The organism is Chitinophaga qingshengii (assembly GCF_014529935.1).
GTDB classification, from domain to species: Bacteria; Bacteroidota; Bacteroidia; order Chitinophagales; family Chitinophagaceae; genus Chitinophaga; species Chitinophaga qingshengii.
In genome coordinates this window covers 2,349,820-2,371,860 of record NZ_JACVFC010000001.1, presented here as the reverse complement: position 1 = coordinate 2,371,860, position 22,041 = coordinate 2,349,820, and the positions used below count along the sequence as shown (strand labels likewise).

At 48.1% G+C, this 22,041-nt stretch carries 18 protein-coding genes and 1 tRNA gene; 13 read left to right on the top strand and 6 right to left on the bottom strand.

The genetic code is table 11. The annotated features are described in order from the left end of the window. Nucleotides 1–36 precede the first annotated feature (36 nt). The gene (locus tag ICL07_RS09075; RefSeq protein WP_188087591.1) at nt 37–1,974 is read right to left on the bottom strand and encodes a hypothetical protein; all 1,938 of its coding nucleotides are present in this window, start codon (nt 1,972–1,974) and stop codon (nt 37–39) included. A 243-nt stretch (nt 1,975–2,217) separates the two neighbouring features. Here ICL07_RS09075 and ICL07_RS09070 point away from each other — a divergent pair, with 243 nt between their 5' ends. Continuing rightward, on the top strand, nt 2,218–3,144 hold the full coding sequence (locus ICL07_RS09070; protein ID WP_188087590.1) for a DUF2268 domain-containing putative Zn-dependent protease: 927 nt from the start codon (nt 2,218–2,220) through the stop codon (nt 3,142–3,144). A 55-nt stretch (nt 3,145–3,199) separates the two neighbouring features. Here the strand turns inward: ICL07_RS09070 and ICL07_RS09065 are convergent, their stop codons facing one another. The 3 genes from ICL07_RS09065 to nfi form a co-directional block, all read right to left on the bottom strand. Further along, nucleotides 3,200–3,517 (bottom strand): hypothetical protein, encoded by a 318-nt coding sequence (locus tag ICL07_RS09065; protein ID WP_188087589.1) that lies wholly within the window; start codon nt 3,515–3,517, stop codon nt 3,200–3,202. A 136-nt stretch (nt 3,518–3,653) separates the two neighbouring features. Further along, a tRNA-Asp gene (locus tag ICL07_RS09060) sits at nt 3,654–3,727 on the bottom strand. A gap of 111 nt (nt 3,728–3,838) precedes the next feature. Beyond that, nucleotides 3,839–4,528, bottom strand: coding sequence for a deoxyribonuclease V (gene nfi / locus ICL07_RS09055; RefSeq protein WP_188087588.1), 690 nt, complete (start codon nt 4,526–4,528; stop codon nt 3,839–3,841). A gap of 79 nt (nt 4,529–4,607) precedes the next feature. On the opposite strand from nfi, the gene ICL07_RS09050 reads away from it, so the two are divergent. The 7 genes from ICL07_RS09050 to ICL07_RS09020 all read left to right on the top strand — a co-directional run bounded on the left by ICL07_RS09050 (nt 4,608) and on the right by ICL07_RS09020 (nt 13,674). Then, complete coding sequence (locus ICL07_RS09050) at nt 4,608–4,871, top strand: UBP-type zinc finger domain-containing protein (RefSeq protein WP_188087587.1); 264 nt, start codon at nt 4,608–4,610, stop codon at nt 4,869–4,871. Between the two features lie 118 nt (nt 4,872–4,989). Continuing rightward, on the top strand, nt 4,990–5,571 hold the full coding sequence (locus ICL07_RS09045) for an RNA polymerase sigma-70 factor (RefSeq protein WP_188087586.1): 582 nt from the start codon (nt 4,990–4,992) through the stop codon (nt 5,569–5,571). Between the two features lie 89 nt (nt 5,572–5,660). Next, nucleotides 5,661–6,614: a FecR family protein gene (locus ICL07_RS09040; RefSeq protein WP_188087585.1), complete on the top strand. Its 954-nt coding sequence runs from the start codon at nt 5,661–5,663 to the stop codon at nt 6,612–6,614. Nucleotides 6,615–6,662: 48 nt separating this feature from the next. Further along, nucleotides 6,663–10,010, top strand: a complete 3,348-nt coding sequence (locus ICL07_RS09035; protein ID WP_188087584.1) for a SusC/RagA family TonB-linked outer membrane protein — start codon at nt 6,663–6,665, stop codon at nt 10,008–10,010. 18 nt (nt 10,011–10,028) lie between these two features. Next, a complete protein-coding gene (locus ICL07_RS09030; RefSeq protein WP_188087583.1) occupies nt 10,029–11,834 on the top strand; it encodes a RagB/SusD family nutrient uptake outer membrane protein in 1,806 nt (601 codons plus the stop codon). Nucleotides 11,835–11,863: 29 nt separating this feature from the next. Next, the gene (locus tag ICL07_RS09025) at nt 11,864–12,826 is read left to right on the top strand and encodes a BT_3987 domain-containing protein (protein ID WP_188087582.1); all 963 of its coding nucleotides are present in this window, start codon (nt 11,864–11,866) and stop codon (nt 12,824–12,826) included. Between the two features lie 11 nt (nt 12,827–12,837). Continuing rightward, nucleotides 12,838–13,674 carry an endonuclease/exonuclease/phosphatase family protein gene (locus tag ICL07_RS09020; protein WP_188087581.1) on the top strand — a complete coding sequence of 279 codons (837 nt, stop codon included), beginning with the start codon at nt 12,838–12,840 and terminating at the stop codon, nt 13,672–13,674. A 63-nt stretch (nt 13,675–13,737) separates the two neighbouring features. Here the strand turns inward: ICL07_RS09020 and ICL07_RS09015 are convergent, their stop codons facing one another. Next, a complete protein-coding gene (locus ICL07_RS09015) occupies nt 13,738–14,298 on the bottom strand; it encodes a hypothetical protein (protein ID WP_188087580.1) in 561 nt (186 codons plus the stop codon). Between the two features lie 205 nt (nt 14,299–14,503). Between ICL07_RS09015 and ICL07_RS09010 the strand changes: the two genes are divergently transcribed. Both ICL07_RS09010 and ICL07_RS09005 read left to right on the top strand, forming a co-directional pair. Beyond that, nucleotides 14,504–18,616, top strand: coding sequence for an RHS repeat-associated core domain-containing protein (locus tag ICL07_RS09010; protein WP_188087579.1), 4,113 nt, complete (start codon nt 14,504–14,506; stop codon nt 18,614–18,616). 1 nt (nt 18,617) lies between these two features. Then, nucleotides 18,618–18,956 (top strand): hypothetical protein, encoded by a 339-nt coding sequence (locus tag ICL07_RS09005; protein ID WP_188087578.1) that lies wholly within the window; start codon nt 18,618–18,620, stop codon nt 18,954–18,956. A gap of 32 nt (nt 18,957–18,988) precedes the next feature. On the opposite strand, the gene ICL07_RS09000 is transcribed toward ICL07_RS09005, so the two are convergent. Continuing rightward, nucleotides 18,989–19,543 (bottom strand): carboxymuconolactone decarboxylase family protein, encoded by a 555-nt coding sequence (locus ICL07_RS09000; RefSeq protein WP_188087577.1) that lies wholly within the window; start codon nt 19,541–19,543, stop codon nt 18,989–18,991. A gap of 178 nt (nt 19,544–19,721) precedes the next feature. Between ICL07_RS09000 and ICL07_RS08995 the strand changes: the two genes are divergently transcribed. From ICL07_RS08995 to ICL07_RS08985, 3 genes are read left to right on the top strand one after another with little or no spacing between them, the layout of a single operon-like run. Continuing rightward, nucleotides 19,722–20,831, top strand: a complete 1,110-nt coding sequence (locus ICL07_RS08995) for a hypothetical protein (RefSeq protein WP_188087576.1) — start codon at nt 19,722–19,724, stop codon at nt 20,829–20,831. Further along, on the top strand, nt 20,818–21,270 hold the full coding sequence (locus ICL07_RS08990) for a DMP19 family protein (protein WP_188087575.1): 453 nt from the start codon (nt 20,818–20,820) through the stop codon (nt 21,268–21,270). The genes ICL07_RS08995 and ICL07_RS08990 overlap by 14 nt, the downstream gene beginning before the upstream one ends. Beyond that, on the top strand, nt 21,263–21,853 hold the full coding sequence (locus ICL07_RS08985) for a hypothetical protein (protein ID WP_188087574.1): 591 nt from the start codon (nt 21,263–21,265) through the stop codon (nt 21,851–21,853). The genes ICL07_RS08990 and ICL07_RS08985 overlap by 8 nt, the downstream gene beginning before the upstream one ends. Nucleotides 21,854–22,041 lie beyond the last annotated feature (188 nt).

The window sequence follows — 22,041 nt, the reverse complement described above, 5'->3', positions numbered from 1 at the left end:
GCCGGCACAAGTGTTTACTATATAGAGCCGATAATTTTACAGCACTACTGTCACCTGAACGGTATCGCTCTTATACTGTCCCAGTGCATTACCTGCTACTACCCTGAACACATACACGCCACTGACCATATTGGTTACTGCGGTAGCTGCAGCATCCGGCGTAACGATCACAGACGCTCCAGATACCACCTGAGGACCTACAGGTTTGGTTTTCCTGAATCCCTGGGTAACCGCGCTGTTGTTGGGCAGATAGTAGTTGTTGGTATCCACGTTGGCAATAGCCACGGTTTGGTATTGCACATTGGCATCAACACCCGCCATCGGTCTGGTTACGATAACACTGTATCCATAATCCTGGGGATTTTCCGTGTATACATAGTAGCTGTCGTAATTATCAACGGCGGCATTATTCAGCGGGGCCATCAGGAGGTTTTGTTTCATGATCACCTGCAGGTTGTCGGTGCCGGATGCACCACCGGTTTTATTATAGTAACCATTTACCCTTACCAGGGAGCTATGTGATCTTGAAAAAGTATTTCCTTCCAGGGTAACCTGACCGGGGTGGTTCTCCGTGTCATTAGTGCCGGATCTTGCTGAAATATATGCCATATCGCCATTTGCGTTCGCTGCATCTGTATTGTAGCAAAGATTGTTTTTGAAGATATGACCGGCGCCGGTGCCATAGAACTGAAAATGCTCGCCCCAGGAATCATGGGTGATATTGTCGTGAACGTTGCTGGTTTCAGCCCGGCCGCCAATCAGAATGCCACCGTTATGTTGGGATCGGTCGTTGGTATTAACGGATGCCCAGTTGAAAACTTCGTTCTGATAAACTTCAATGTTCCTGCAGGCTGAAATTTGAATACCATCTTTACCGGTATTCAATATCCTGCCATTCCACACCTTCACATTATTGATCATAATGGGTTGTTTGTACTGGTCGCCGACTGGTGGCGGATTATACGGACCGGAATTATGAGGGGTATTGGTGGCTAAATCCCAGTAAGTAGCTGTATGGCCGATATATAACCCTTCATTGTAAGGGTTGTCGATGATAAAGTCGTGAATCAATATATCCTGCAAGGTTGTATTGGGATACCATGTCGCGCTTTGTCCGGCAACCGGATCAGTCTTTGCTACGATGCAGGTGCCACCATTTGTAACGGTAAAATAACAGATCTCAAATTTTTCGGAGAATGCATCGAACGAGAGGTTCCTGTAAGCAGAACGATAAGGTTCACCACCACCACTGATGGTATTGATTTCTGACCCTGTAAATAACAGATTGTTCCAGTGGGTGCCTGCAAAAATGAAGTGTTTGGAATTGGATGTTTGCAGTGCATAAGAAGGTCCTCCGTTTGCAGCCCAGGTAGTATTGCCGATACGGGTGATCTGGCCTTCCGGGTTTCTGAAAACGATGGGATTAGCTGCAGTGCCTTGTACACTGTCCAACCGGACAGACCTGAAATTACCATCCAGTATGATCAGGTCGCCAGGCAGCGTGTTCGTATTGTCGAAAACGATATCTCCGCTCCCGGATGGGGTAAAGGTTCTGGTTCTCAGCGGTGTAAACGATCCTCCGTTAAACCCGGTGCCAATAGGTTCTACAGGACCGGATTGTTTCGTCCAGTGATAGGAAGTAATGGCACTGTTGACATCACTGGCTGTTGCCTGCAAGTTGGTATTGGCTGCCGAAATGTTTTGATCCTGTCCTGCATTTACCACAATCGTGTTGGTGATATCATTGGCCCAGGCGGGAAATCCGTCCGGAGCAACGGTAAGCTGTTGTCCAACTGTTCCAATCGGGATCCGGCGCATGGTGCCGTCTGCAGCACGGGCGTACATGTCCCCATAGGCTTCATCACCGCTCGTCTCTGTAAGGACAGCGTCCATCAATGATGCAACCCGGGGTTGCGAAATGTCTGTGTGTTCTTCCTGCAGCAGGGTAGATAGCTGCTCTTTCTTTTGTGTCATTTTTTGGATTTTTAGGGTTAAATATTGATCTGTTGTTTTATCTCATGTTGGAATAGCATAGTATAGTTAGATGGTAGGAAGGCTATCGGCTGTAGAGGTCAACACTGTTAAATTAATGATCGCTTACGCACCCTATTTACGTAGTGCTCCCTGTAATTTAACACAAGAGAACAATAGACGAAATCTCTCTTTTTTAGGTATATTTATTATCTGTTTCCCTTCACCAATTATTATATGCACTTTATGAGAAAAACTTTCATTTTATTACTACTGTCAGTTGTTACTATCTCTCTCCGCGCACAAACGAATGTCTATTATTCAGACATAGATCTGTTTTGGAAAACATTTGATACCATACAGACCGTGAAAGACTCCGCACAGCAGTTGCAACTCATACAAACCATGTATCTGGATAAAGGCTCCAAAGGATTGAAAGAAATGATCCGCCTCAGAAAATGGACTCCTGCCAGGTTTCAGAAAAGCATTTTCGCACATCCCGGTTTCTGGACATCTGTCAGGCCTAACACCCTGAAAGTAAAAGAACATGAAGCCGATATGGAAAAACTGATAACGGCTTATAAAAAACTATATCCCCGGTTTAAAACACCGGCCATTTATTTTACTATGGGATACCTTTCAACAGGAGGCACCACCACCGAAACAGAAGTGCTGATAGGGACAGAAATTGCCGCTTCAGACAGTACTACGAATGCAACCGGGCTTATTCCTTTTTTACAGGGCGTTTTTAAAGACAATAAAGGTGTTGTGCAACTAGTGGCGCATGAACTCACCCATACGCAGCAGCCCGGAGGAGACAGGGAAGACAATGCCCGCACTAACCTGCTGGGCATGTGTTTGGTGGAAGGCGCCTGCGATTTTATGGCGGAATTATTGTTGCAACAACCCATAAAAATGCCATACATGACATACGGCAAGGCACATGAAAAGGAAATATGGCAGAAGTTTAAAAAGGATATGCATGGAACAGAGGCAAAAGACTGGTTGTATAACGGTGTTGATCTCGGATACTTTGTAGGATATGTTATCTGTAAGTCTTATTATGACCATGCCAAAGACAAGGCTAAAGCGATCGATGCTATTGTCAATATAGATAATGAGAAGCTGGCTGATTTGGATAAGTTTCTGGCGGCGTCGGGATATATGGAGTAGAGGAGAAGGAGGCTATCATCCGTTCGGCTATCATTTGATTCGTTGCATTTCATTTCTACCACAATTTGGCTTCCATAGTGTCTGAAACACTATTTAGCCATGCAAGTAGTATAGGGTCATTCAAATTTTCTTTTAGAGATAACAGCCATTTTGAAAAATTAACAAACTCCGGATAATTTTCTATTGTGACCTCATAGACGTTATCCATATGCGAAGTTGCTAACGAATCTAATATTGAAATGAAAGCACTTTTATTTTGTAATATTTCATTCGCAGAAATGGACATTACATCAGCTATAATTTCATATTCCTGTTCAATGGACATAACGGTTGGTAACAAGTCTACCTTTTTTATCAAAGATTCAATTGTCATTGTCTGAATGTTAAAATGGCGAATTACCTGGTGGTGCTTCAAGATAATTGTTCTGAATGGCATTTCAATGATATGGGTGCAATACCCCCAAATACAAAAGGGACAAACCATCTTTCTGATGATTTGTCCCTTTTTGCGGACTGGACGGGACTCGAACCCGCGACCTCCGCCGTGACAGGGCGGCATTCTAACCGACTGAACTACCAATCCTCGCTACAGTTGGGCCTTTCAGCCAAACCGTTGGCCCCGTTTGGGGTTGCAAATATAGAAATATTAATCTGAATCAACCAAATAATTATACAATTAATTTTAAATAAATATTTAAATGCTTGCTGGAGGCGTGTTTGGAGCTGATTTGTAATCCAATAAAGCCAGCCGCGCATAATGATCTGCCAGCCGGGTAGTCTCGGGAAGCCGGTATTGGGTCGCCATTTTCAGGACGATATCGGTAGCAGTACCCAGGGAAACTTTATGGCCTACGGAAACAAATACGGGGTTAATACTGTTCTGGGTACGCAGGGCGTTGCCGATCAACGCCTGGTCGTCTTCTGCTATCAGGGGGGCTATGCTGCCCCGGCTTTCACCCAGGTCGTGATATTCGCCGCAGAGGCGTGTTTTACCGCAGCCAATAACGGGAACGTTTAACGTTACTCCGAAATGGCAGGCCAGCCCGAAACGACGCTGATGGGCCAGGCCCTGTCCGTCACAGATGATCAGGTCGGGTGTTATGCTCAGCTGCCGGTAGGCTTCCAGTAAGGGCGGCATCTCCCGGAAGGAGAAAAGTCCGGGTATATAAGGAAAAGATACTTCCATACAATGGGACGCTACCGCCAGCACCGACAGGGTTTCATAATCCAGTACCACCACGGCGCCGGCAATGAGGTTGGTGTCCTTGTCATACTCCACATCGGTTCCGGCTATGGTACGGATAGGGTGGGGAAGCATATCGGTGGTGATGACCTGGCTTCGCAGCTGCTCCTGTAAGGCAATGGCATCGGTAGGTGTGATCATGTGGTACGGCGTTTTAGCTGCAATATTAACTATTTGTATATTTGAATACCATATCGTGTCACCAATAAATCAGTGCATCATGACACTTTGTTCTCATCTGAAAGCCATCACGGAAATTAAAACGGCGAAAGCATATGTCTGTGAAGAATGTATTAAGCAGGATGGTACCTGGCTACACCTGCGCACCTGCCAGACCTGTGGCGCCACGCTTTGCTGCGACGACTCCCCGGCTAAACATATGACGCAACATTATCACCTGACGGAACATCCGGTCATCTCTTCGGCGGAGCCGGGAGAACAATGGCTCTGGTGCTATAAAGACGGAGTTTTTGCGGAATACTGAAAAAATTTTTATTAATATTGACGGAAACAATTCCACCTGAAGAACAATGATGATTCCACTATACAATAGCTGCGGCATAACCTTGTGTTAATAATAGCATGTTAATTTTGTCTCCGTCATGGACAATACAACCAATCTGATTTCGCCAAAACTGTTACTGCGCCTCCATCACGGAGAAGAAGACGCTTTACGGTCCCTGCTGGACATGCTGGGCCCGAAGGTGCTCGCCTACTGTAAAAAGAAGGTCGGCAACGAGGAAGATGCGGAAGAATTGCTGCTGGATATTTTTTTGAAATTGTGGCATTTCCGGGAAAAAATCGATCAAACGGCAGATATACAGGTATTGCTTTTTACCATCGCCCGTAACCATATTCTGAATTTTATCCGGCGTAAAGCTACCCGTCAGCTGGCTACTATGGAGCCTTCGGAAGCACTGCTGCATCCGGAGGATGTTATCCGTCAACGCATGGATTATAAAGAGCTGCACTGCCAATACCTGCAAGTGCTGGATAAACTGGGCGAAAAACAACGCACCGTTTTCCGCATGAGCCGGGAAGAAGGCCTGTCACACCGCGAAATAGCGGATAAACTGGGCATCTCGGTCCGTACCGTGGAAGCGCATATCCATAGCAGCCTGAAAGTGATCCGTACGGAATTAAAAGATGCCTATATATTAATCGTACTACTGCTGTTCTGCTAAGCCAACCAGTTAACAATAAATTTATTTTCACTTCACTAAGTAGTCCCTTCTTTTTTCGTGTATATAAGGGAAAGAGCCAGTTAAAAAAGATGACGAAGCACGATGCCACGGACTTGCAGGCGCTGATCAGGAAAATACAGGAACATACGGCTACCGCAGAAGAGCTGCGGCGTTTCCTGCATATGACGGAACAACCAGCGATGGATGAACTGCTACCCTATGGGGAATGGCAACAAACCGACGGAGAGGCATTGCCGCCGGGGCTAAAGGAGAAAGTAATACAGGCGGCGCCCCAACGCCGGATGCGCCTGCTGAAAAGCTATCTCCGCAAAACGCTGCCCTATGCTGCTGCGGTCATGCTGTTGCTGGCGTTGCACCAGCTGCTGCCCCGTATAGGACAACGTACGCCTGCCCTGCTGACAGTCACCTCAAAGGATGGTGAAATTAAGCGTATAACCCTTCCTGATAGTACGACGGTCATACTCAATGCCCGGTCTACTATCCGTTATGCGGCCACGCCAGACACCCTCCGCGAGGTATTCCTGGAAGGCGAAGCCTATTTTGATGTACGCGCCAACGAACACAAACCCTTTGTGGTACGCTCCGGTGCACTCAGCACCCGCGTACTGGGTACGTCCTTCAATGTAAGGGCATATCCCGGAGAAACACAACAGCTGGGCGTCGTATCAGGGAAAATTCAGGTCAGCTCCCCGGAAGGAAAATCTGTACTGCTCGGCAAAGGGGACCAGGTGACCTATGATGCTGCTGCCAGCTTCGTCAGCATCGCTACAGACCCACAACAGATGAGCAACTGGCAAAACGGAATCATCGACATGAATAACCTCACCCTGCAACAGGTGGCGGCTATTCTGGAAAGATGGTACAGCGTAAAAGTCATTCTGCTGTCACCCGGTATAGGCCAACATGTACTGTCCGGCACGCAAACCAATTCGTCATTAACCGCAACGCTGGAGTCTATCTGTTTTGTATACAATCTGCAATACGAACAGGATGGACAGATCATCAAAATCCGCGAAAAATAAAACCAGATGAGACGGTCACGCTCATACAACGCTTACAAAAATTAAGGTATGAAACTATCTTTATCCACGATCCGTGGCCTTACCAAAAAGGTCGCGCTACCATTCCTTTGCCTGCTGCTGGCGATAACGCCCGCGCTGGTGTCCAAAGCACAGGCGCCGGACAAACAAACGGTCACTATCTCTGTTAAACAAGCCACTATAGTGGAAGTTTTCCGCCTGGTGGAAAAACAAACTTCCTTCCGCTTTCTATTTGATAAGTCCCTGGAATCTTTTGCTACCAGGGTTTCTCTTCAATACAAAAAGGTCCCGGTATCCCAACTGCTGGCAGACATCGACAAACAAACAGGCCTTCAGTTCAAAACATCCGGAACAACTATTTCTGTAGCTGTAAAAAATAAACCTTCTCAGGTGCACCAGGGCGTGGACGCCCCAAAGCGGGAAATCACAGGTATTGTACTGGATTCTGCCGGGCAGGCTATGGTGGGAGTAACCGTGGCGGTGAAAGATGGCCGCATCGGTACCGGCACCGATGTGAACGGAAAATATATCCTCTCTGTCCCGGAAGACGCTACCCTCGTGTTCAGCCTGATCGGCTACCGCAAACAGGAAATGCCTGTTGCCGGTAAGGATAAAATCAACGTTATCCTGCAGGAAGCCTCTTCTTCCCTGGAAGAAGTAGTAGTGGTAGGTTACGGTGAACAGAAAAAGATCAGCCTCGTAGGCGCACAAGCTACCATCTCTCCTAAAGACCTGAAACAACCGGTATCCAACCTCACCAATTCCCTCGGCGGCCGCATCGCGGGTATGGTATCGGTACAACGCAGCGGCGAACTGGGTTCCAACGATGCGAATATCTATATCCGTGGTATCTCTACCTTCACGCAAGGCCTCAGCGCCCCGCTTACCCTGGTGGACGGGGTACCGCGTAACATCGCCAACGTAGACCCGGAAGACATCGAAAGTTTTTCTGTACTGAAAGATGCTTCTGCTACGGCTGTATATGGTGTTCGTGGGGCCAACGGCGTTATCCTCATCACTACCAAATCCGGTAAAGCCGGGAAGCCCTCTTATAACGTTCGTTATACGGAAGGTATCACACAGTTTGCCAAACTGCCTTCCTTCACAGACGGTCCCACCTATATGGAGATCTCCAACGAAGCCCTGAAAACGCGCGGCAGCGTACCTATATACTCAGATGAGGCTATACAGAAAACGCGCGATGGCAGCGATCCTTACCTGTATCCCAATGTGAACTGGTTCAAAGAACTGTTCCGCGACCATGGTAAGGTGAGGAACGCTAACGCCAACATCAGCGGCGGTTCCGAAAAAGCGGTGTATTACATCGGCCTTGGTTATTTTGATGAACTGGGTTTATATAATGTAGACGAACTGACGAAATACAATTCTTCTATCTACTCCAAACGTTACAACGTTACTTCTAATATCACACTCACGCCCTCTAAAACAACAACGGTTAAACTGGGTATTCAGGGCTACCTGAACAATGTGAACCAGCCGGCTACCAGTGTAGGAGGTATTTTCTCCGATGCTTATTACCTGACTCCTGTACAGATACCTGTCCGTTACCCGGATGGTAAAATAGCAGACGTACGCAGCAGCGGCTTAAAAAATGCCTGGGCGGCACTCACCCAAACCGGTTATGCCAACCAGTGGAAAAGCCAGCTGTATTCCAACCTGCGCCTTACCCAGCAACTGCCTTTTATAACAAAAGGATTGTCTGTCACCGGCATGTTCTCATTTGACACCTACAACTATACCACCAACCGCTATTCGAAAACACCTGATACCTGGCTGGCTACCGGCCGCGATGCCGATGGCAAACTGATCTACGAACAAACGTTTATCGGTACGGAATACCTCACCTACGATGGCAAGACCAACAACGCCGGTGAACGCACCCTGTATAATGAACTGGCGGTGAACTATAACCGTAGCTTCGGAAAACATGATGTGTCCGGTATGTTGCTCTATAACAAAAGCGATAAGGCCAACAGTTATGTGGAAACCCTTGAATCATCCTTGCCTTACCGCTTCCAGGGCCTTGCGGGAAGATTTACCTACGGCTTCAGCAATAAATATTTTGCGGAACTCAACTTCGGTTACAACGGTTCTGAAAACTTTTACCCCGACAAACGTTATGGTTTCTTCCCCTCTGCCGGCCTGGGCTGGGTAGTGTCGGAAGAAAAATTCTTCAACCCGGTGAAGGATTATGTGCAGCTGTTTAAAGTACGTTTCTCCCATGGTCTTGTCGGTAATAGCAATATTGATGGCAGAAGGTTTGCTTACCTGGCTACCGTGGCCAATACCGGTGAATATAATTTCGGCAAAACCATGGACCAGAAATATACCGGTAAGGAAATCGGGGAATATGCGGTGGACGTACAATGGGAAACTTCCCGGAAAACCAACCTGGGTTTTGATATACAGGTTCTGGATGAAAGTCTGTCCCTCCAGGTGGACCTCTTCAAAGAATACCGCAGCGGTATCTTCCTGCGCCGTAAATCCCTGCCAGGCTATATCGGTATGATCAACGCACCTTTCGGTAACGTAGGCATCATCGATAACAAAGGCCTCGACGCTTCTGTTACCTATAACCGCCGCTTTGGTGACGTGTCTGTTCAGTTGCTGGGCAACTTCACCTACAACAAAAATAAAGTAGTGGAGAATGATGATCCGGCGTGGAAATATCCCTGGCTGGAAAGAAAAGGACTGAAGGTAGGCCAGCGCTTCGGCTACATCGCCCTCGGCTTATTTGAAAGCGATGACGATGTCCGTAATTCTCCTCGCCAACCCGGCGATGTACGCGCCGGCGATATCAAATACAAAGACATTAACGGCGACGGTGTGATCGATAGCTACGACCAGGCGCCCATCGGCTACGGCGATATTCCTGAAATTATTTACGGCTTCGGTTTTACGGTTGGGTATAAATCTCTCAGCCTGTCGGCTTTGTTCCAGGGCGCTGCTCATGTGGATGCATTGCTGACCGGCGAAGGCACCATGCCATTCCAGCAAGGCCTGGCAAGAGGAAATCTCTTCGATAACATCACCGATCGCTGGACAGAAGCTAATCCCCGTCAGGATGCATTTTATCCCCGTATGATGGCTGGCTCCCTCAATGATAACTACGCTGCCAGCACCTGGTGGGTGAAACGCAGCGACTATCTGCGGTTGAAAACAGTACAGTTGAACTACAGCCTGCCACAACGGTGGTTAAAACACATCGGGCTTAAATCATCCAGCATCTTCCTGCAGGGTGTTAACCTGCTGACTTTCTCTCCCTTCAAAATGTGGGATGTGGAAGTAGGCAATGGCAGAGGCGCTGCTTATTCCAGCAACAAGTCCTACACCGTCGGTATTGCCGTGAATTTCTAACATTTAATCTTCTTCGGAATGAACATAAAAAAACTCGCTTTCTTAGCACTGGCCGGCACTTCGTTCCTGGCTCCGTCCTGTAACAAGGACTTCCTCAACCAGGTGCCCGATGATCGTATTACCATTGAACAGGTGTTTGCCCGCAGACGTTATTCGGAAGAATACCTGGCCAATATCTATTCTACTTTACCAAACGAAGCATATCGCAACACCTCCCCCTGGGAAGGTTGTTCCGATGATGCGGACATCACCTACGACCGCCCCGGTTCCGGTTATGATACCTACCCCATCAACCTGGGTAACTGGAGCGCGGCTTCGGGGTACATGGACACCTGGTCCAAATACTACCGCGGTATCCGCTCTGCCTCTTATTTTATCCAGCATATCGATGAGAATAAGGAGATAAAGGAATTACCCAACGGTCAGGAACTGATCGATAAATACAAGGCGGAAGCCCGCTTCCTCCGTGCATTTTTCTACTATGGCCTGATACGTCAGTATGGTCCGGTGATTCTGCTGGGTGATACACCCATCGCCGGCGACCTGGAACCTTCTGCCCCTGAAATGCAGAAACCGCGCAGCAGTTACGATGAATGCGTAAATTATATTGTTGCTGAACTGGACCTGGCTGCTACCAAACTACCCAAACACTTTACGGAACAAGCCGCCGGCGACTATGGCCGCGCTACAGCGGCTGTTTGTAAGTCCATTAAAAGCCGGGTATTGCTCCTGGCTGCCAGCCCTCAGTTCAATGGAAATACAGATTATGCCGGCTTCACCAATATCGATGGTAAACAGCTGATCAGCTCCGCCTACGATAAAGAAAAATGGAAACGTGCTGCGGATGCCGCCCGCGATGTAATCAGTGATTTTGGACTCTCGCTGTATCGTAAAAATGATGCTGCCGGAAAATACGATCCTTATTTATCCTGCCGCGATGTATTTATTGACCCCTGGAACAGCGAAGTCATCTTCGCCCGTACTACCAATAACCTGAAAGACTGGGAAAGATCCACAACTCCCCGTCTGGCAAATGGTTATGCGGCCGTAGCGGTAACCCAGCAACTGGTCGATGAGTTTGAAATGCAGAATGGTAAAGGAATTAAAGACGGTGGCTCCGGTTATGTGGAAACAGGCTTCTCTACCGCTGCCGGCAAATACACTACTGCCGGTACTTACAACATGTACGTTAACCGTGAACCGCGTTTCTACGTAAACGTCAGTTACAACGGCAGCCTGTGGATCAATAACAGTGAAGGCAACAAGGTAATCGAAACGTTCTTTACAGGTAATACCGGCAAAAAAGGTTCCTGGGATTTCCCCCGTACCGGTTATATCGCCCGTAAAAACATCCATCCCAACAGTAACCCAAGGCTCTCGCAATATATCGCCAGACCGTTTGTACTGGTGCGTTATGCAGAAATTCTGCTCAACTACATAGAGGCGCTGAACGAATACGCCCCCGGTGACCCGGATATCGCTAAATACCTCAATGATATCCGTGACCGTGCCGGTTTGCCTGCCGTAACGCCTGGCCTGGGCCAAAGTGATATGCGGGATAAAATCCGCCATGAAAGAAGGGTAGAACTGGCGCTGGAAAGCCTCCGCTATTTCGATACCCGCCGCTGGAAAATTGCGGAACAAACGGATGGTGGCAACTTCTATGGTATGAACGTAGACGCAGGTACGAAACTCACCGACCTGGTTTTTTATCAGCGTACGGTATTTGAAAGAAGGGTGTTCCTCAAAAACTATTACCTGTTCCCTATCCCGCAATCTGAAATGGACCGCGACAAAAACCTGGTACAAAATCCGGGCTGGTAAACACTTTTACTGATCTTAAACGACTCATCATGAAAATGAAAATATTGACAGGTTGTGGTATGGCCATGCTGCTCGCCAGCTGCGGCCAGGATAAGGACCTGCTCCGTAATATTTCCGATAGCATCGCCGTGGTATATATGCCCCAGGCGGTAAACAGCCCGGCTTCGTATAGCTTTACCCGTTCGGCCGGTACCGATTCCATTATCTACGGCGCCAACTATGGCGGCCCGCACTCGCCTGCAGCGGACATCCAGGTGCAGTTCCGGACAAACCCCGCGCTGGTGGAGAAATTCAATACCAAAAACTACACTAATTATCCCTTACTACCGGAGGGGACCTACCAACTGGAGCAATCCAGCGCAGTCATCCCCGCCGGCAAATACAGCACACCGGCACTGAAAATCAGGGTGAACACCGGCAAACTGGATGGTGTGGGTAATTACCTGCTGCCAGTCAGCATTACTACAGATGCTCAGGTGAATGAAGCGCTGCGTACGACGTATTTCCTCATCAACGCGAAATATACCAGCAACCCGTTCCCGCTGTTTGACCGCCAATCCTGGAAAATAACAAAGTTCTCTTCTGAAGAACCTACCGGCGAAGGCGCTACCAACGGTCATGCTATTCATGCGCTGGATGGAAACGTTGATACCTACTGGACTACCGAATGGAAAGCCAATAAACCAGGCCCGCCACATATCCTCACTATTGATATGCAGGCGGCACAGTCCCTTCATGGCTTCGCCATCACCGGCAGAACCGATAAAAACACCGGCGAAGTAAAAGCTACCGGTAATCCTAAAAACATGATTATCGAAACCAGCCTCGATGGTAACGTATGGGACTATACGGAAACTTTTACGCTGGATAACGTGAAGGTAAGCACTATCTACCTGTCTTATGCCCGACAGGCAAGGTTCTTCCGGTTTACCATCAATACCAGCCAGGGAGATACCTACCTGACAAATATTGCTGAAGTGAACGCTTTTTAACCCACACGCCTATGCGCAAATATCTGATAACAGGACTGCTGCTGACATTATTTGCCTGCAGTAAATCCGACAAAAAGAATGATGAAGGCCCCACACTGCCGGTAAAAGAGAAAGTCCGGCTGAAGGTGATGACCTACAACATCTACGGCGCCCGCGCCAGTAGCGGTCCCCCGGCAGACCTGACCCTGCTGGCCAAAGTGATCAACGAACAACAGCCGGACCTCGTCGCATTACAGGAAGTGGATGTGTTTACCAACCGCACCGGCACTACGGTGCATCAGGCGAAAGAGCTGGCGGCCCTCACCGGCATGGAATGGTTCTATACCAAAGCCATCGATGTAAGCGGAGGCCAGTTCGGAGATGCGGTATTGTCACGTTTGCCCATTAAAGAAAGCAAACGTTATGGGTTACCGGTAGATCCTGCTGTTAGCGGGGAATTTCGTTCTGTGGCGATGATTAAGGTGAATAAGGAAGGGAAGGACTTTTATTTTGCATCTACGCACCTGGATCACCTGGCGCAGGAAAATAACCGGTTGGTGCAGGCTGCAGAGCTGAAGAAGATCGTAACCGGTTTGGATCTGCCACTCATCATGGCCGGCGACCTCAACGCGGTGCCCGCTTCCCAGACAATGGACCTTATCCGGAGTTTCATGAACCTGGGCTGTGTGCAACAATGCCCGCTCACGTTCCCGTCCGATAAGCCGGACCGTACCATCGATTATATCATGACGACGCCCAATAGCGGCTTTTCGGTAAACTCCCATCAACCATTGACAGGATATATAGCGGACAAAAAAGTATATGCGTCCGATCACTGTTCGGTGGTAGCCACTATCAGTATCAACTAACAAAAACGGATAAACGATGAATGCCACAACGGCTGTTTCCTTCACCGGAAGCAGCCGTTGTGTTTATGGGCGGTAGTGCCGGATAGCAGTAGCTACGGCAGCGGTGCGGGTACTGATCACCGCGAAGCCTCCCAGGGATACATAGGCGTTTTGCCCGTTATGTAAGGCCAGTGCAAGGTCGCATTCCATGTGCTTGCCTTCTCCCCGGGTGACAATGAAGGTGCCCTTGATTTCTTCCCAGGGTCTCAGTATCCCCTGTATGGTAACACCACGACGATCAATAAGAAGGTTGTTCGGTTGGGAGTTGTATATTGTCTTTATCAGCAGCGTCACGGCGGCGGCCACCACTATTGCCATCATGATAACGAATATGGGTTTCCGCCCCTGGCAGAGCATGACCGTGAAAATGAAGAGTATAAAATAAACGGCCGCCAGCAGGGTAGCGGGAGACTTTTTGTTAACATAACCGTCCTTACCCAATTTAAGCATATTGGTATGTAGCGATCTGTCGGAAGTCGGTTTAATCTGGATATAACTGCGAAACAAGTGGTGTCGTGTTTCCTGTTCGTATAGCTGTTGATAACCGGGGCTGGATTGGTATTGTTCTGCGTCTGCAATAGGCATGGGCACAATGGTTTTTGATTGCTTGTTGGCTAAATTACAAAATATTATTTGCCATGTTGGCAGGTTTCCACTTTTTACTGACTTAATTGACCCTGGAATGGGGACAATTGTCTGATGGCGATTTTTAAATTATACTTATATTCGTTGACCAATTTTAGTTTTTTGTTGTTAAACCTGCCTGCGGGCGCCCAAACCATGTCTTTATATGCTTGTTACCAATAAGCACCTCATCCCCGTTATCGGGCTGGATATTCACTTCGTTATCCTCTTTGGATTTCCGATCCCGTTGCCTCATCCATACATCGGCCTGGTGATAGATCCTATGGACTATGTACCGTTTATAGGCGCTACTACCCGGATCAACCACGTGCCAAGAGGAAAAAGTGATACCAGTGGTAAACTGATATTCCTGTTTCATATTCCAATGGGAGGCCCTTTCCTCCTGGCGCCCATGATTGGCCACGACTCGGTCAATTTCTTCGGTAGTAAAAAGGTAAAGGTGGAAGGTAATCTGCTCAGTCCCTCAGGACATATGCTGATGACCTGCAATGACATCGGTATTCCCCTGTCACTTACGCCGGGAAAGAAGTTTATTCCCATCCCAAGCCTTTATCTGCCTACTTCCTATTCTATCCCCTTGTCTTTTGGTAAGCCGGTGAACGTAGGCGGCCCTTTTGTGCCGGACTGGGCCGGCGTATTGCTCAACCTGATTATGTCCTACGGCTTCGGCGCCGCTTTGAAAGGACTGGGCAAACTGGGTAAAAAAGGACTGACAAAATTCAATCATGCCCTCAAAAACAAAATAGGTAGCAATAAACTGAGTAAAACGCTTTGTAAGAAAGGATTTGAGCCGGTAGACCTGGTACAGGGCATCGTTATTTACGACAGTACCGATTTTGAACTGCCCGGTCCCATTCCCCTGAAATGGGAGCGTTCCTGGAACAGTGATAGTCCCTTTAAAGGCCTGCTGGGACGTGGGCAACATACCCGTTTTGATATGCAGGTACACGAGTTCCCACAGGAGGATGCTACCGTGGTACTGCTGGAAGATGGCCGTAGCGCTGTTTTTGACGCGCTGCCTTACGTTGGTAACAGTGAATATAACCGGCATGAAAAACTGCTGCTGACCCGCAACGCCACTGATGAATATACGTTGTTCAGTTACAACAGCAGGCTTACTTTCACCTTCCGTAAAATACACCGGCAGCTGCCTCACTACCAGCTGATCAGTATCGCCAGCGAAGCCGGGTTTATAATCAGCGTTCATTACAACGGAAACGGCCGCTTGCAGCGTATCATTGACAGCGCCGGCAGGCATCTGTTGGCCGTTACCGACCAGGATGGCAGGATAACGGACATCAACGTGCAACACCACGGGCAACAACGCCATCTGGTAAAATATGCCTACAACGACGACGGTGACCTCATTGCTGTTACAGATGCAATGGAACAGGCGACTACCATGGAATACAGGGATCACCTGATGGTAAAAAAAACGGACCGCAATGGCCAGTCTTTTTACTGGGAATATGATAAATTGAAACGCTGTATCCACACCTATGGCGATGGCGGCGTCCTGGAGGGCCGTATCGAATACTATCCCCGGGAAGGATTCAATAAAATCATCAATGCACAGGGACATACTACCACCATGCATTATACCCCGGATTTTGTAGTGACCCGTATCACCGCTCCTATGGGTAATTCCACCCTGCTGGAATATACGGAACACATGGAGCTGTACCGGATAATTGACAGCGAGGCTAACGTAACGGGCTATACGTACGACGACCGCGGCAACCGTACCGCAGTAGAACTTCCCGACGGCTCAATGATCATGGCGCGTTATGATGATGAGTCCCGGTTGATACAATCTGTCAACCCCTCCGGTAGCACCCGTACATTCATTTATAGTGATGATACCGGACTACTGCACACGCTCACGGAAGCAAATGGTAACATCCGCATTTTCCGCTATAATAAAAACAACCTGGTATGCAAGGTGGAAGATAATACGAACAACCATACGCTGCTTACCTACGACGAGGACTTTAACCTGGTGGCAATGTCTATGCCCGGCGGAGCGGAAACCTCCTGGAAATACGATGCCTGGGGACAATGCATCCAAAAAGACAACGCACTGGGTGAAACACAACATTTCCAATACGATGTCCTGGGACGTGTTACAGCCATCAGGCTGCCTGATAACCTGGTTAAGCTTCAATATAACGCTTATAAAGACATCATTGCGGCGGAAGATAAACAACACCAGGTACGCTATGCCTATACGCCTACTGGTAACATCCGGCTGCGGGAGGAGAGAGACCGGAAAATACATTTCCTCTATAACAACGACCAGGAACTGACCGGTATCGTAAACGAAAACGGCGATGCGCTTCGCATCCGTCGCAATGCCAATGGCGACATTATCAGTGAAACAGGCTTCGATGGCGTTACCCGGCATTATGAAAGGGATTCCGCCGGTAAGGTTATCAAAATACACCGCCCCGGCAACAAATGGACACAGTTTGAATATAATTCCAACAACATGGTGTCCCGCGTGGAATACAGCGACGGTACCTGGGAGTCATTCAGCTACGACCGCAATGGCCGCCTGCTGGACGTGTCCACACCTGATAATATGCTCCGCTTCGTAAGAGACGCTTCCGGTACGCTCTACAGTGAAATTCAGGAAGAACACACGGTCAACAGCCAGTACGACACTTTCGGCAGAAGAATAGCTGTCCAAAGCAGTCTCGGCGCAGATATACAATTCAGCTGGAGCGCTATGGACGATCTCACCGGTATCAGGACAAACAACTGGGAAGCGGAAATCCAATACAACCTGCTGGGCCTTGAAACCACAAGGTTGCTGCCCGGAAATATCCACAGCCAGTGGACTTACCATCCTAATGCGGCCTTTGCACGTACGCCGGATGCCCACACGGTGACATGCGGCGCATCCGTGATAAGGAGCCGCCAGTACCATTGGGAAGCCAATGCCCGGCTCAAACAAATTATCAGGGGACAGGGAAAAGGCAGCGTGAAATTCAGTCACGATGATACCGGCAACCTCACCTGGGCAGAATATGAGGATGGACGCCAGGATTACCGCTCGCCGGATAAAGCGGGCAATATCTTTAAAAATCCCCTCCGCAATGACCGTCAATATGAGACTGGTGGCCGGCTGCTGGAAACAGACAAGGCCCGCCTCCTGTACGACGAAGAAGGGAACCTGGTCCGGAAAATCACAGCCGGCGCCACCTGGGAATATGAATGGTATGGTAACGGGCAGCTCAAAACGGTCGTACGCCCCGACGGAAAAACCGTCTCTTTCCAATACGATGGCCTCGGCAGAAGAACGAAAAAAATATTTAACGGAAAAGTGACCCGTTTTGTATGGGATAAACACAAACTCCTCCACGAATGGACTTACCCGGAAAAAGATCAGCCCCGTACCGTTGTCAATGAAAATGGAGAGACGGTAGCCAGTCACCCTGAACCGGTACCGCCCCAACAACTCCACACCTGGATATGGGAAGAAGGCGCTTTTAACGTAGCTGCCAAAATCACCGACGGTAAAGCATGGTCCATCATTTCAGATCACCTGGGTACCCCCTGTGAGGCATATGATGCAGAAGGGCAAAAAGTTTGGAGCAGCGAGCTGGACATCGATGGCAATATCCGCCATCTGGAAGGCCCGCGCGATTTTGTGCCTTTCCGCTTTCCCGGTCAGTACGATGATGTGGAAACCGGACTGTATTATAACCGCTTCCGCTATTATGCGCCACAGGAAGGCGTTTATATCAGCGCGGACCCTATCGGTTTCGCCGGCGGATGGAATAGCTATGCCTACGTAAAAGATACCAACGGCTACATCGATATATGGGGTTGGGAAGATATCTGGTTCAGGGCCCTGCATACAGACGATATGACCAATCTTGATGCAAACAATGGCATCATACCCAAAGATCCCAACGCTGCTGAAACACCGTTGAGCCATGTACGTTATGGCTCCGACGATGGCTATAAAGACCAGTACATCTCCCTCACCAAGGAACGGAAGTTTGCGGAAAGGTGGGCCCGGAAATCAGGGACTGAAGTAGCAGAGATAGATCTGGATAAAGTAAATAATACTAAATTAGACCTCACTACACCGGAAGGCCGCCTTGAACATCTGGGGGATGCGTCCCGGGCGGCGCCAGGCTCCGATATCCACAAAGCGAATAAATGGGCCAAAAACGCGGCAGAACTGTTAGTGGATGGTTCTATCGAACAGGATGCCGTAGTGAAACGATATACTCCTCCATGTTTATAATATGAAAGAATCACTGAAAAAATACCTGGAATACCTTGATTCCGACGAAGAATTTACCTTCAGAGTAAGGATGGAAGCCGAATGGGACGATCAGGCCTATCAGGAATTTATCCGGCTTATTATGAGCGTCATCGATGACTATAAAGACAGCCTCCTGGTTCCTATACCGGTCGTGCTGTTTTTCACGACCGGACTGAATCAGCTGGTTGGCATGGTTACAAACCCTGTCTTTTTTGCGACTGCTTCCAAAGCCTACGAAGACCTCGTCCGGGGCCGCGTGGCAGAACTGGAAGCATTGCAGAAAAAGTTCTTTTCCGGTGACCTGTTTATGCGGTCATAATTCACCCGTAGCCCTGGATTTTTAGCCCGGGGTTACGAATGCTTCCTGCTCAGATCACAGAGCATGTCAGAATGAATATTTAAGCCGATATTGGTGATGTTGTAGACATGTTCGCTGGCTACCAGCCATACTACCTCGCAAATCTGCCTTTCGTTGTAAAACATCGCCATCCGGGAAAAGGTGTCAGGATGTACTTTTTTATGCTGGGTCAGTTCGGTTACATAGTCCAGCATGGCTTTTTCGGCCGGGGTGAATAACGGGCTGGTACTGTATGCCGGTAAAGCATCGAACTTGGCGCTGTCCATGGATGCCTGGATCACTTCATACCGGGCAATATCCATACAAAAAAGGCAGATGTTCAGCCGGGCTACCTGTTGCCGCACCAGCAGCACGGTTTCTGCGGGTAATGTCAGCTTTTTATCCAGTTTGCTGACTTTACCATAAAACATACCGAAGGCTGCGGGCAACCGAACCGTATGTACTTTCAGCGGGGCCAGCACTTTACCGAATTGTTTGCGGGTGAAATAATACACCAGCTTCATGATGAGTGTCTTAGGATGTTCGATGGGAGCGAGAAAAGTGTCCATAAGTGATATGTTGTTTGTTATACCCTTATGTCAACTGAATTCGATGAAATAGGACACAACAGGCAAATTTTTTTTAGTAATTTCCCGTCCTGAAACAGAATTGATTGTCAATAACTGAAATATATTTGCTAACCCCCATAGGTACGCAACTACCGAATGGAAGCTAATTATACCCTGAATGAATAATAATAAAACCATATTCCCATTCCAGGTGGAGATCTGCCCGGCAGAGGCGGCCGTGATCACCAGTCTGACCGCCGCCACAGGCGTATCTCACCATGATAACATCTCCTATAAAGACCAGACGCTGATTGCTTGTTATGTTTATGACGACCGTTCCTATCGTACGGTTTATACGCTGATAGATGCAACAGGCGCTGTTGTCAATAGTTATGAAGAGGAGGATGGGATTTTACCCACACTTTTTACCAGCCCTTCGGGCGATGCTTATGTTTCTGTAGTACCTTATCATCCGGACAAAGAACTGGAAATCAGCATACCGGTCTTCGAGAGGACCGGGACGGAGAAACCTAAAGGCAACCGGCCATTTACCGGCCGTTATATGGGGATAGTCGGAGATACGGCCGTTTTTTATAACCGTGACCTGTGGTCTGATACCAAACCAGATAAAATGCTGGTAACGGTATTTAAAGATGGTATCATCAAAAAGAAAAACAATATCAGAATACCTGCTCCGGCCGGAAACAAAGTATATATAGCGGCAGATGAAATACAGCTGCTGGGAAAAGAAAAGGAGCAATGGCTGCACCGTCAGCTCAACGAAAAGGGGGAGGAGCTGAAACGCAGGCTGCTGCCTGCTATTAAGCACTATCCCCTGGAAGTGGTAACGTTGTCTTTTGATACCACCAGCTGCCTGCTGGCAACAGAGGGCCAGGGGCAGCTTATACTCCTGTTAATAGATAGTACAGGAACAGTGACCCGGCAGGAACTTTTTAACCTCGGAGATCCGGTATTTAACACCTGGCAACCGGTGAATATCGGCCCTGATACTTTCGCCATTCGTTTTAATACTGAATTTGGCAACGGGTGGATGGTACTTCGCGGTCATCAATTGGTAGAGCTGTTTTACAGCAAAGGGGTACAGGGGTATAAGAACCTGTTGACCGGAGACGTGATCAACATTCCCCACAACAAACTCATTCTCTCCGGTTTAAATAAAACACAGGAAAATGCCTATGCGCTGATCATCTATCCCAAGGCAGAAAAAGCAGATAAGGAAAAAACATTGATCATCATCAACAGAAAATTAACCGATGGAAACAGATGAACAAAGACAGGCATTTGAAGACTATTCGTTTGAGGTAACCGGACAACTCTTCGACCGGCACGGCGGCAAACTGGAACGCCTCTCTGAAAAAGACCAGGAAGTAGTACGGATATGGCGGCTGGAAGCAGATATGTATAACGGAGGTTTTCTCCAATACTTCTGCAACTGGGGCTATGAAAATTTTGAGAAAACACAGCAAATACTGAGTAAACTGGGAGCTGTGCAAAGCCTGGCCATCATCACCGAATATGAAAAGTCAATAGCGGCGGTAAAGAATGATGAGCGAATCAAGGAATTGTGGGACATCCCCAAATACCTGGATGAATACCTCCCGGAAGAACAACAGGAACGGCTCAACGAACTCGATGAATTATATTGGGAAAATCCCGATGATCTGCAGTTATTATGTTTTAACTATTATCTGAAAGAAAATGCGTAAAAAATCAATGTTTTTCAGCCTGATGCTGGGGGCATGGGCAACGGGTGCAATGGCACAAACTAAAGTCAACGACTATCTGAATGTGCCGGGACCCATGCAGCTGGATAATGCCAGCTATCGACTGGTATGGTCTACCCATCCCCGCAATGACTATTATAAACAGGAATACCTGGTACCCGGCGACAACCTGGAGAAGTTCAAATCCCTGGTAACCATCGATTTCCTGAAAACCAACTTACCGGTGTCGGATCTGGTCAACCAGAAAGTGGAGGAACTGAAAAAACAGAAGGCAGTCAATCCCCTGGTCAACTACAACCTCTACGAAAAGGACCAGCAGTATATCCTGGATTTCCTGATCAGCCAAAATTCGCAGGATGGCAAAGAAATACAGATTGTGGAAAGGAACGTATACCGTTATCAGCGTAATACCAACCAGCAACAACCGGGTATTGTATTACTGGCAGCCAGTCAGCGGGCCTATGGAAAAGATATAGAACCGTTTCTCAAAAAACTGAAAACAGATAAAATGAATCTGGTAAATGCAGTGGCAGGATATAAAATACCGCCCATCAGCGCAAAATAAGTCGACAGCAAACTATCCTATGCAAACCGGCATTCTTAATGTCGTGTTAAAATTGATATATGCGTTCCTATACCGTACCTGATAGCATAATAACTGGGTAGCGTATACGTTTTTCATCTAAATTTGAATCTGACAAACTTATAGCCAACAAACAATCCGAAGGGTCATCGGTCCTCCGGGCAAACAGG

Coding starts and splice junctions, on each gene's coding strand:
- ICL07_RS09075 (WP_188087591.1), bottom strand. CDS start 1,974: ATGACACAAAAGAAAGAGCAGCTATCTACCCTGCTGCAGGAAGAACAC.
- ICL07_RS09070 (WP_188087590.1), top strand. CDS start 2,218: ATGAGAAAAACTTTCATTTTATTACTACTGTCAGTTGTTACTATCTCT.
- ICL07_RS09065 (WP_188087589.1), bottom strand. CDS start 3,517: ATGACAATTGAATCTTTGATAAAAAAGGTAGACTTGTTACCAACCGTT.
- nfi (WP_188087588.1), bottom strand. CDS start 4,528: ATGATCACACCTACCGATGCCATTGCCTTACAGGAGCAGCTGCGAAGC.
- ICL07_RS09050 (WP_188087587.1), top strand. CDS start 4,608: ATGACACTTTGTTCTCATCTGAAAGCCATCACGGAAATTAAAACGGCG.
- ICL07_RS09045 (WP_188087586.1), top strand. CDS start 4,990: ATGGACAATACAACCAATCTGATTTCGCCAAAACTGTTACTGCGCCTC.
- ICL07_RS09040 (WP_188087585.1), top strand. CDS start 5,661: ATGACGAAGCACGATGCCACGGACTTGCAGGCGCTGATCAGGAAAATA.
- ICL07_RS09035 (WP_188087584.1), top strand. CDS start 6,663: ATGAAACTATCTTTATCCACGATCCGTGGCCTTACCAAAAAGGTCGCG.
- ICL07_RS09030 (WP_188087583.1), top strand. CDS start 10,029: ATGAACATAAAAAAACTCGCTTTCTTAGCACTGGCCGGCACTTCGTTC.
- ICL07_RS09025 (WP_188087582.1), top strand. CDS start 11,864: ATGAAAATGAAAATATTGACAGGTTGTGGTATGGCCATGCTGCTCGCC.
- ICL07_RS09020 (WP_188087581.1), top strand. CDS start 12,838: ATGCGCAAATATCTGATAACAGGACTGCTGCTGACATTATTTGCCTGC.
- ICL07_RS09015 (WP_188087580.1), bottom strand. CDS start 14,298: ATGCCTATTGCAGACGCAGAACAATACCAATCCAGCCCCGGTTATCAA.
- ICL07_RS09010 (WP_188087579.1), top strand. CDS start 14,504: ATGCTTGTTACCAATAAGCACCTCATCCCCGTTATCGGGCTGGATATT.
- ICL07_RS09005 (WP_188087578.1), top strand. CDS start 18,618: ATGAAAGAATCACTGAAAAAATACCTGGAATACCTTGATTCCGACGAA.
- ICL07_RS09000 (WP_188087577.1), bottom strand. CDS start 19,543: ATGGACACTTTTCTCGCTCCCATCGAACATCCTAAGACACTCATCATG.
- ICL07_RS08995 (WP_188087576.1), top strand. CDS start 19,722: ATGAATAATAATAAAACCATATTCCCATTCCAGGTGGAGATCTGCCCG.
- ICL07_RS08990 (WP_188087575.1), top strand. CDS start 20,818: ATGGAAACAGATGAACAAAGACAGGCATTTGAAGACTATTCGTTTGAG.
- ICL07_RS08985 (WP_188087574.1), top strand. CDS start 21,263: ATGCGTAAAAAATCAATGTTTTTCAGCCTGATGCTGGGGGCATGGGCA.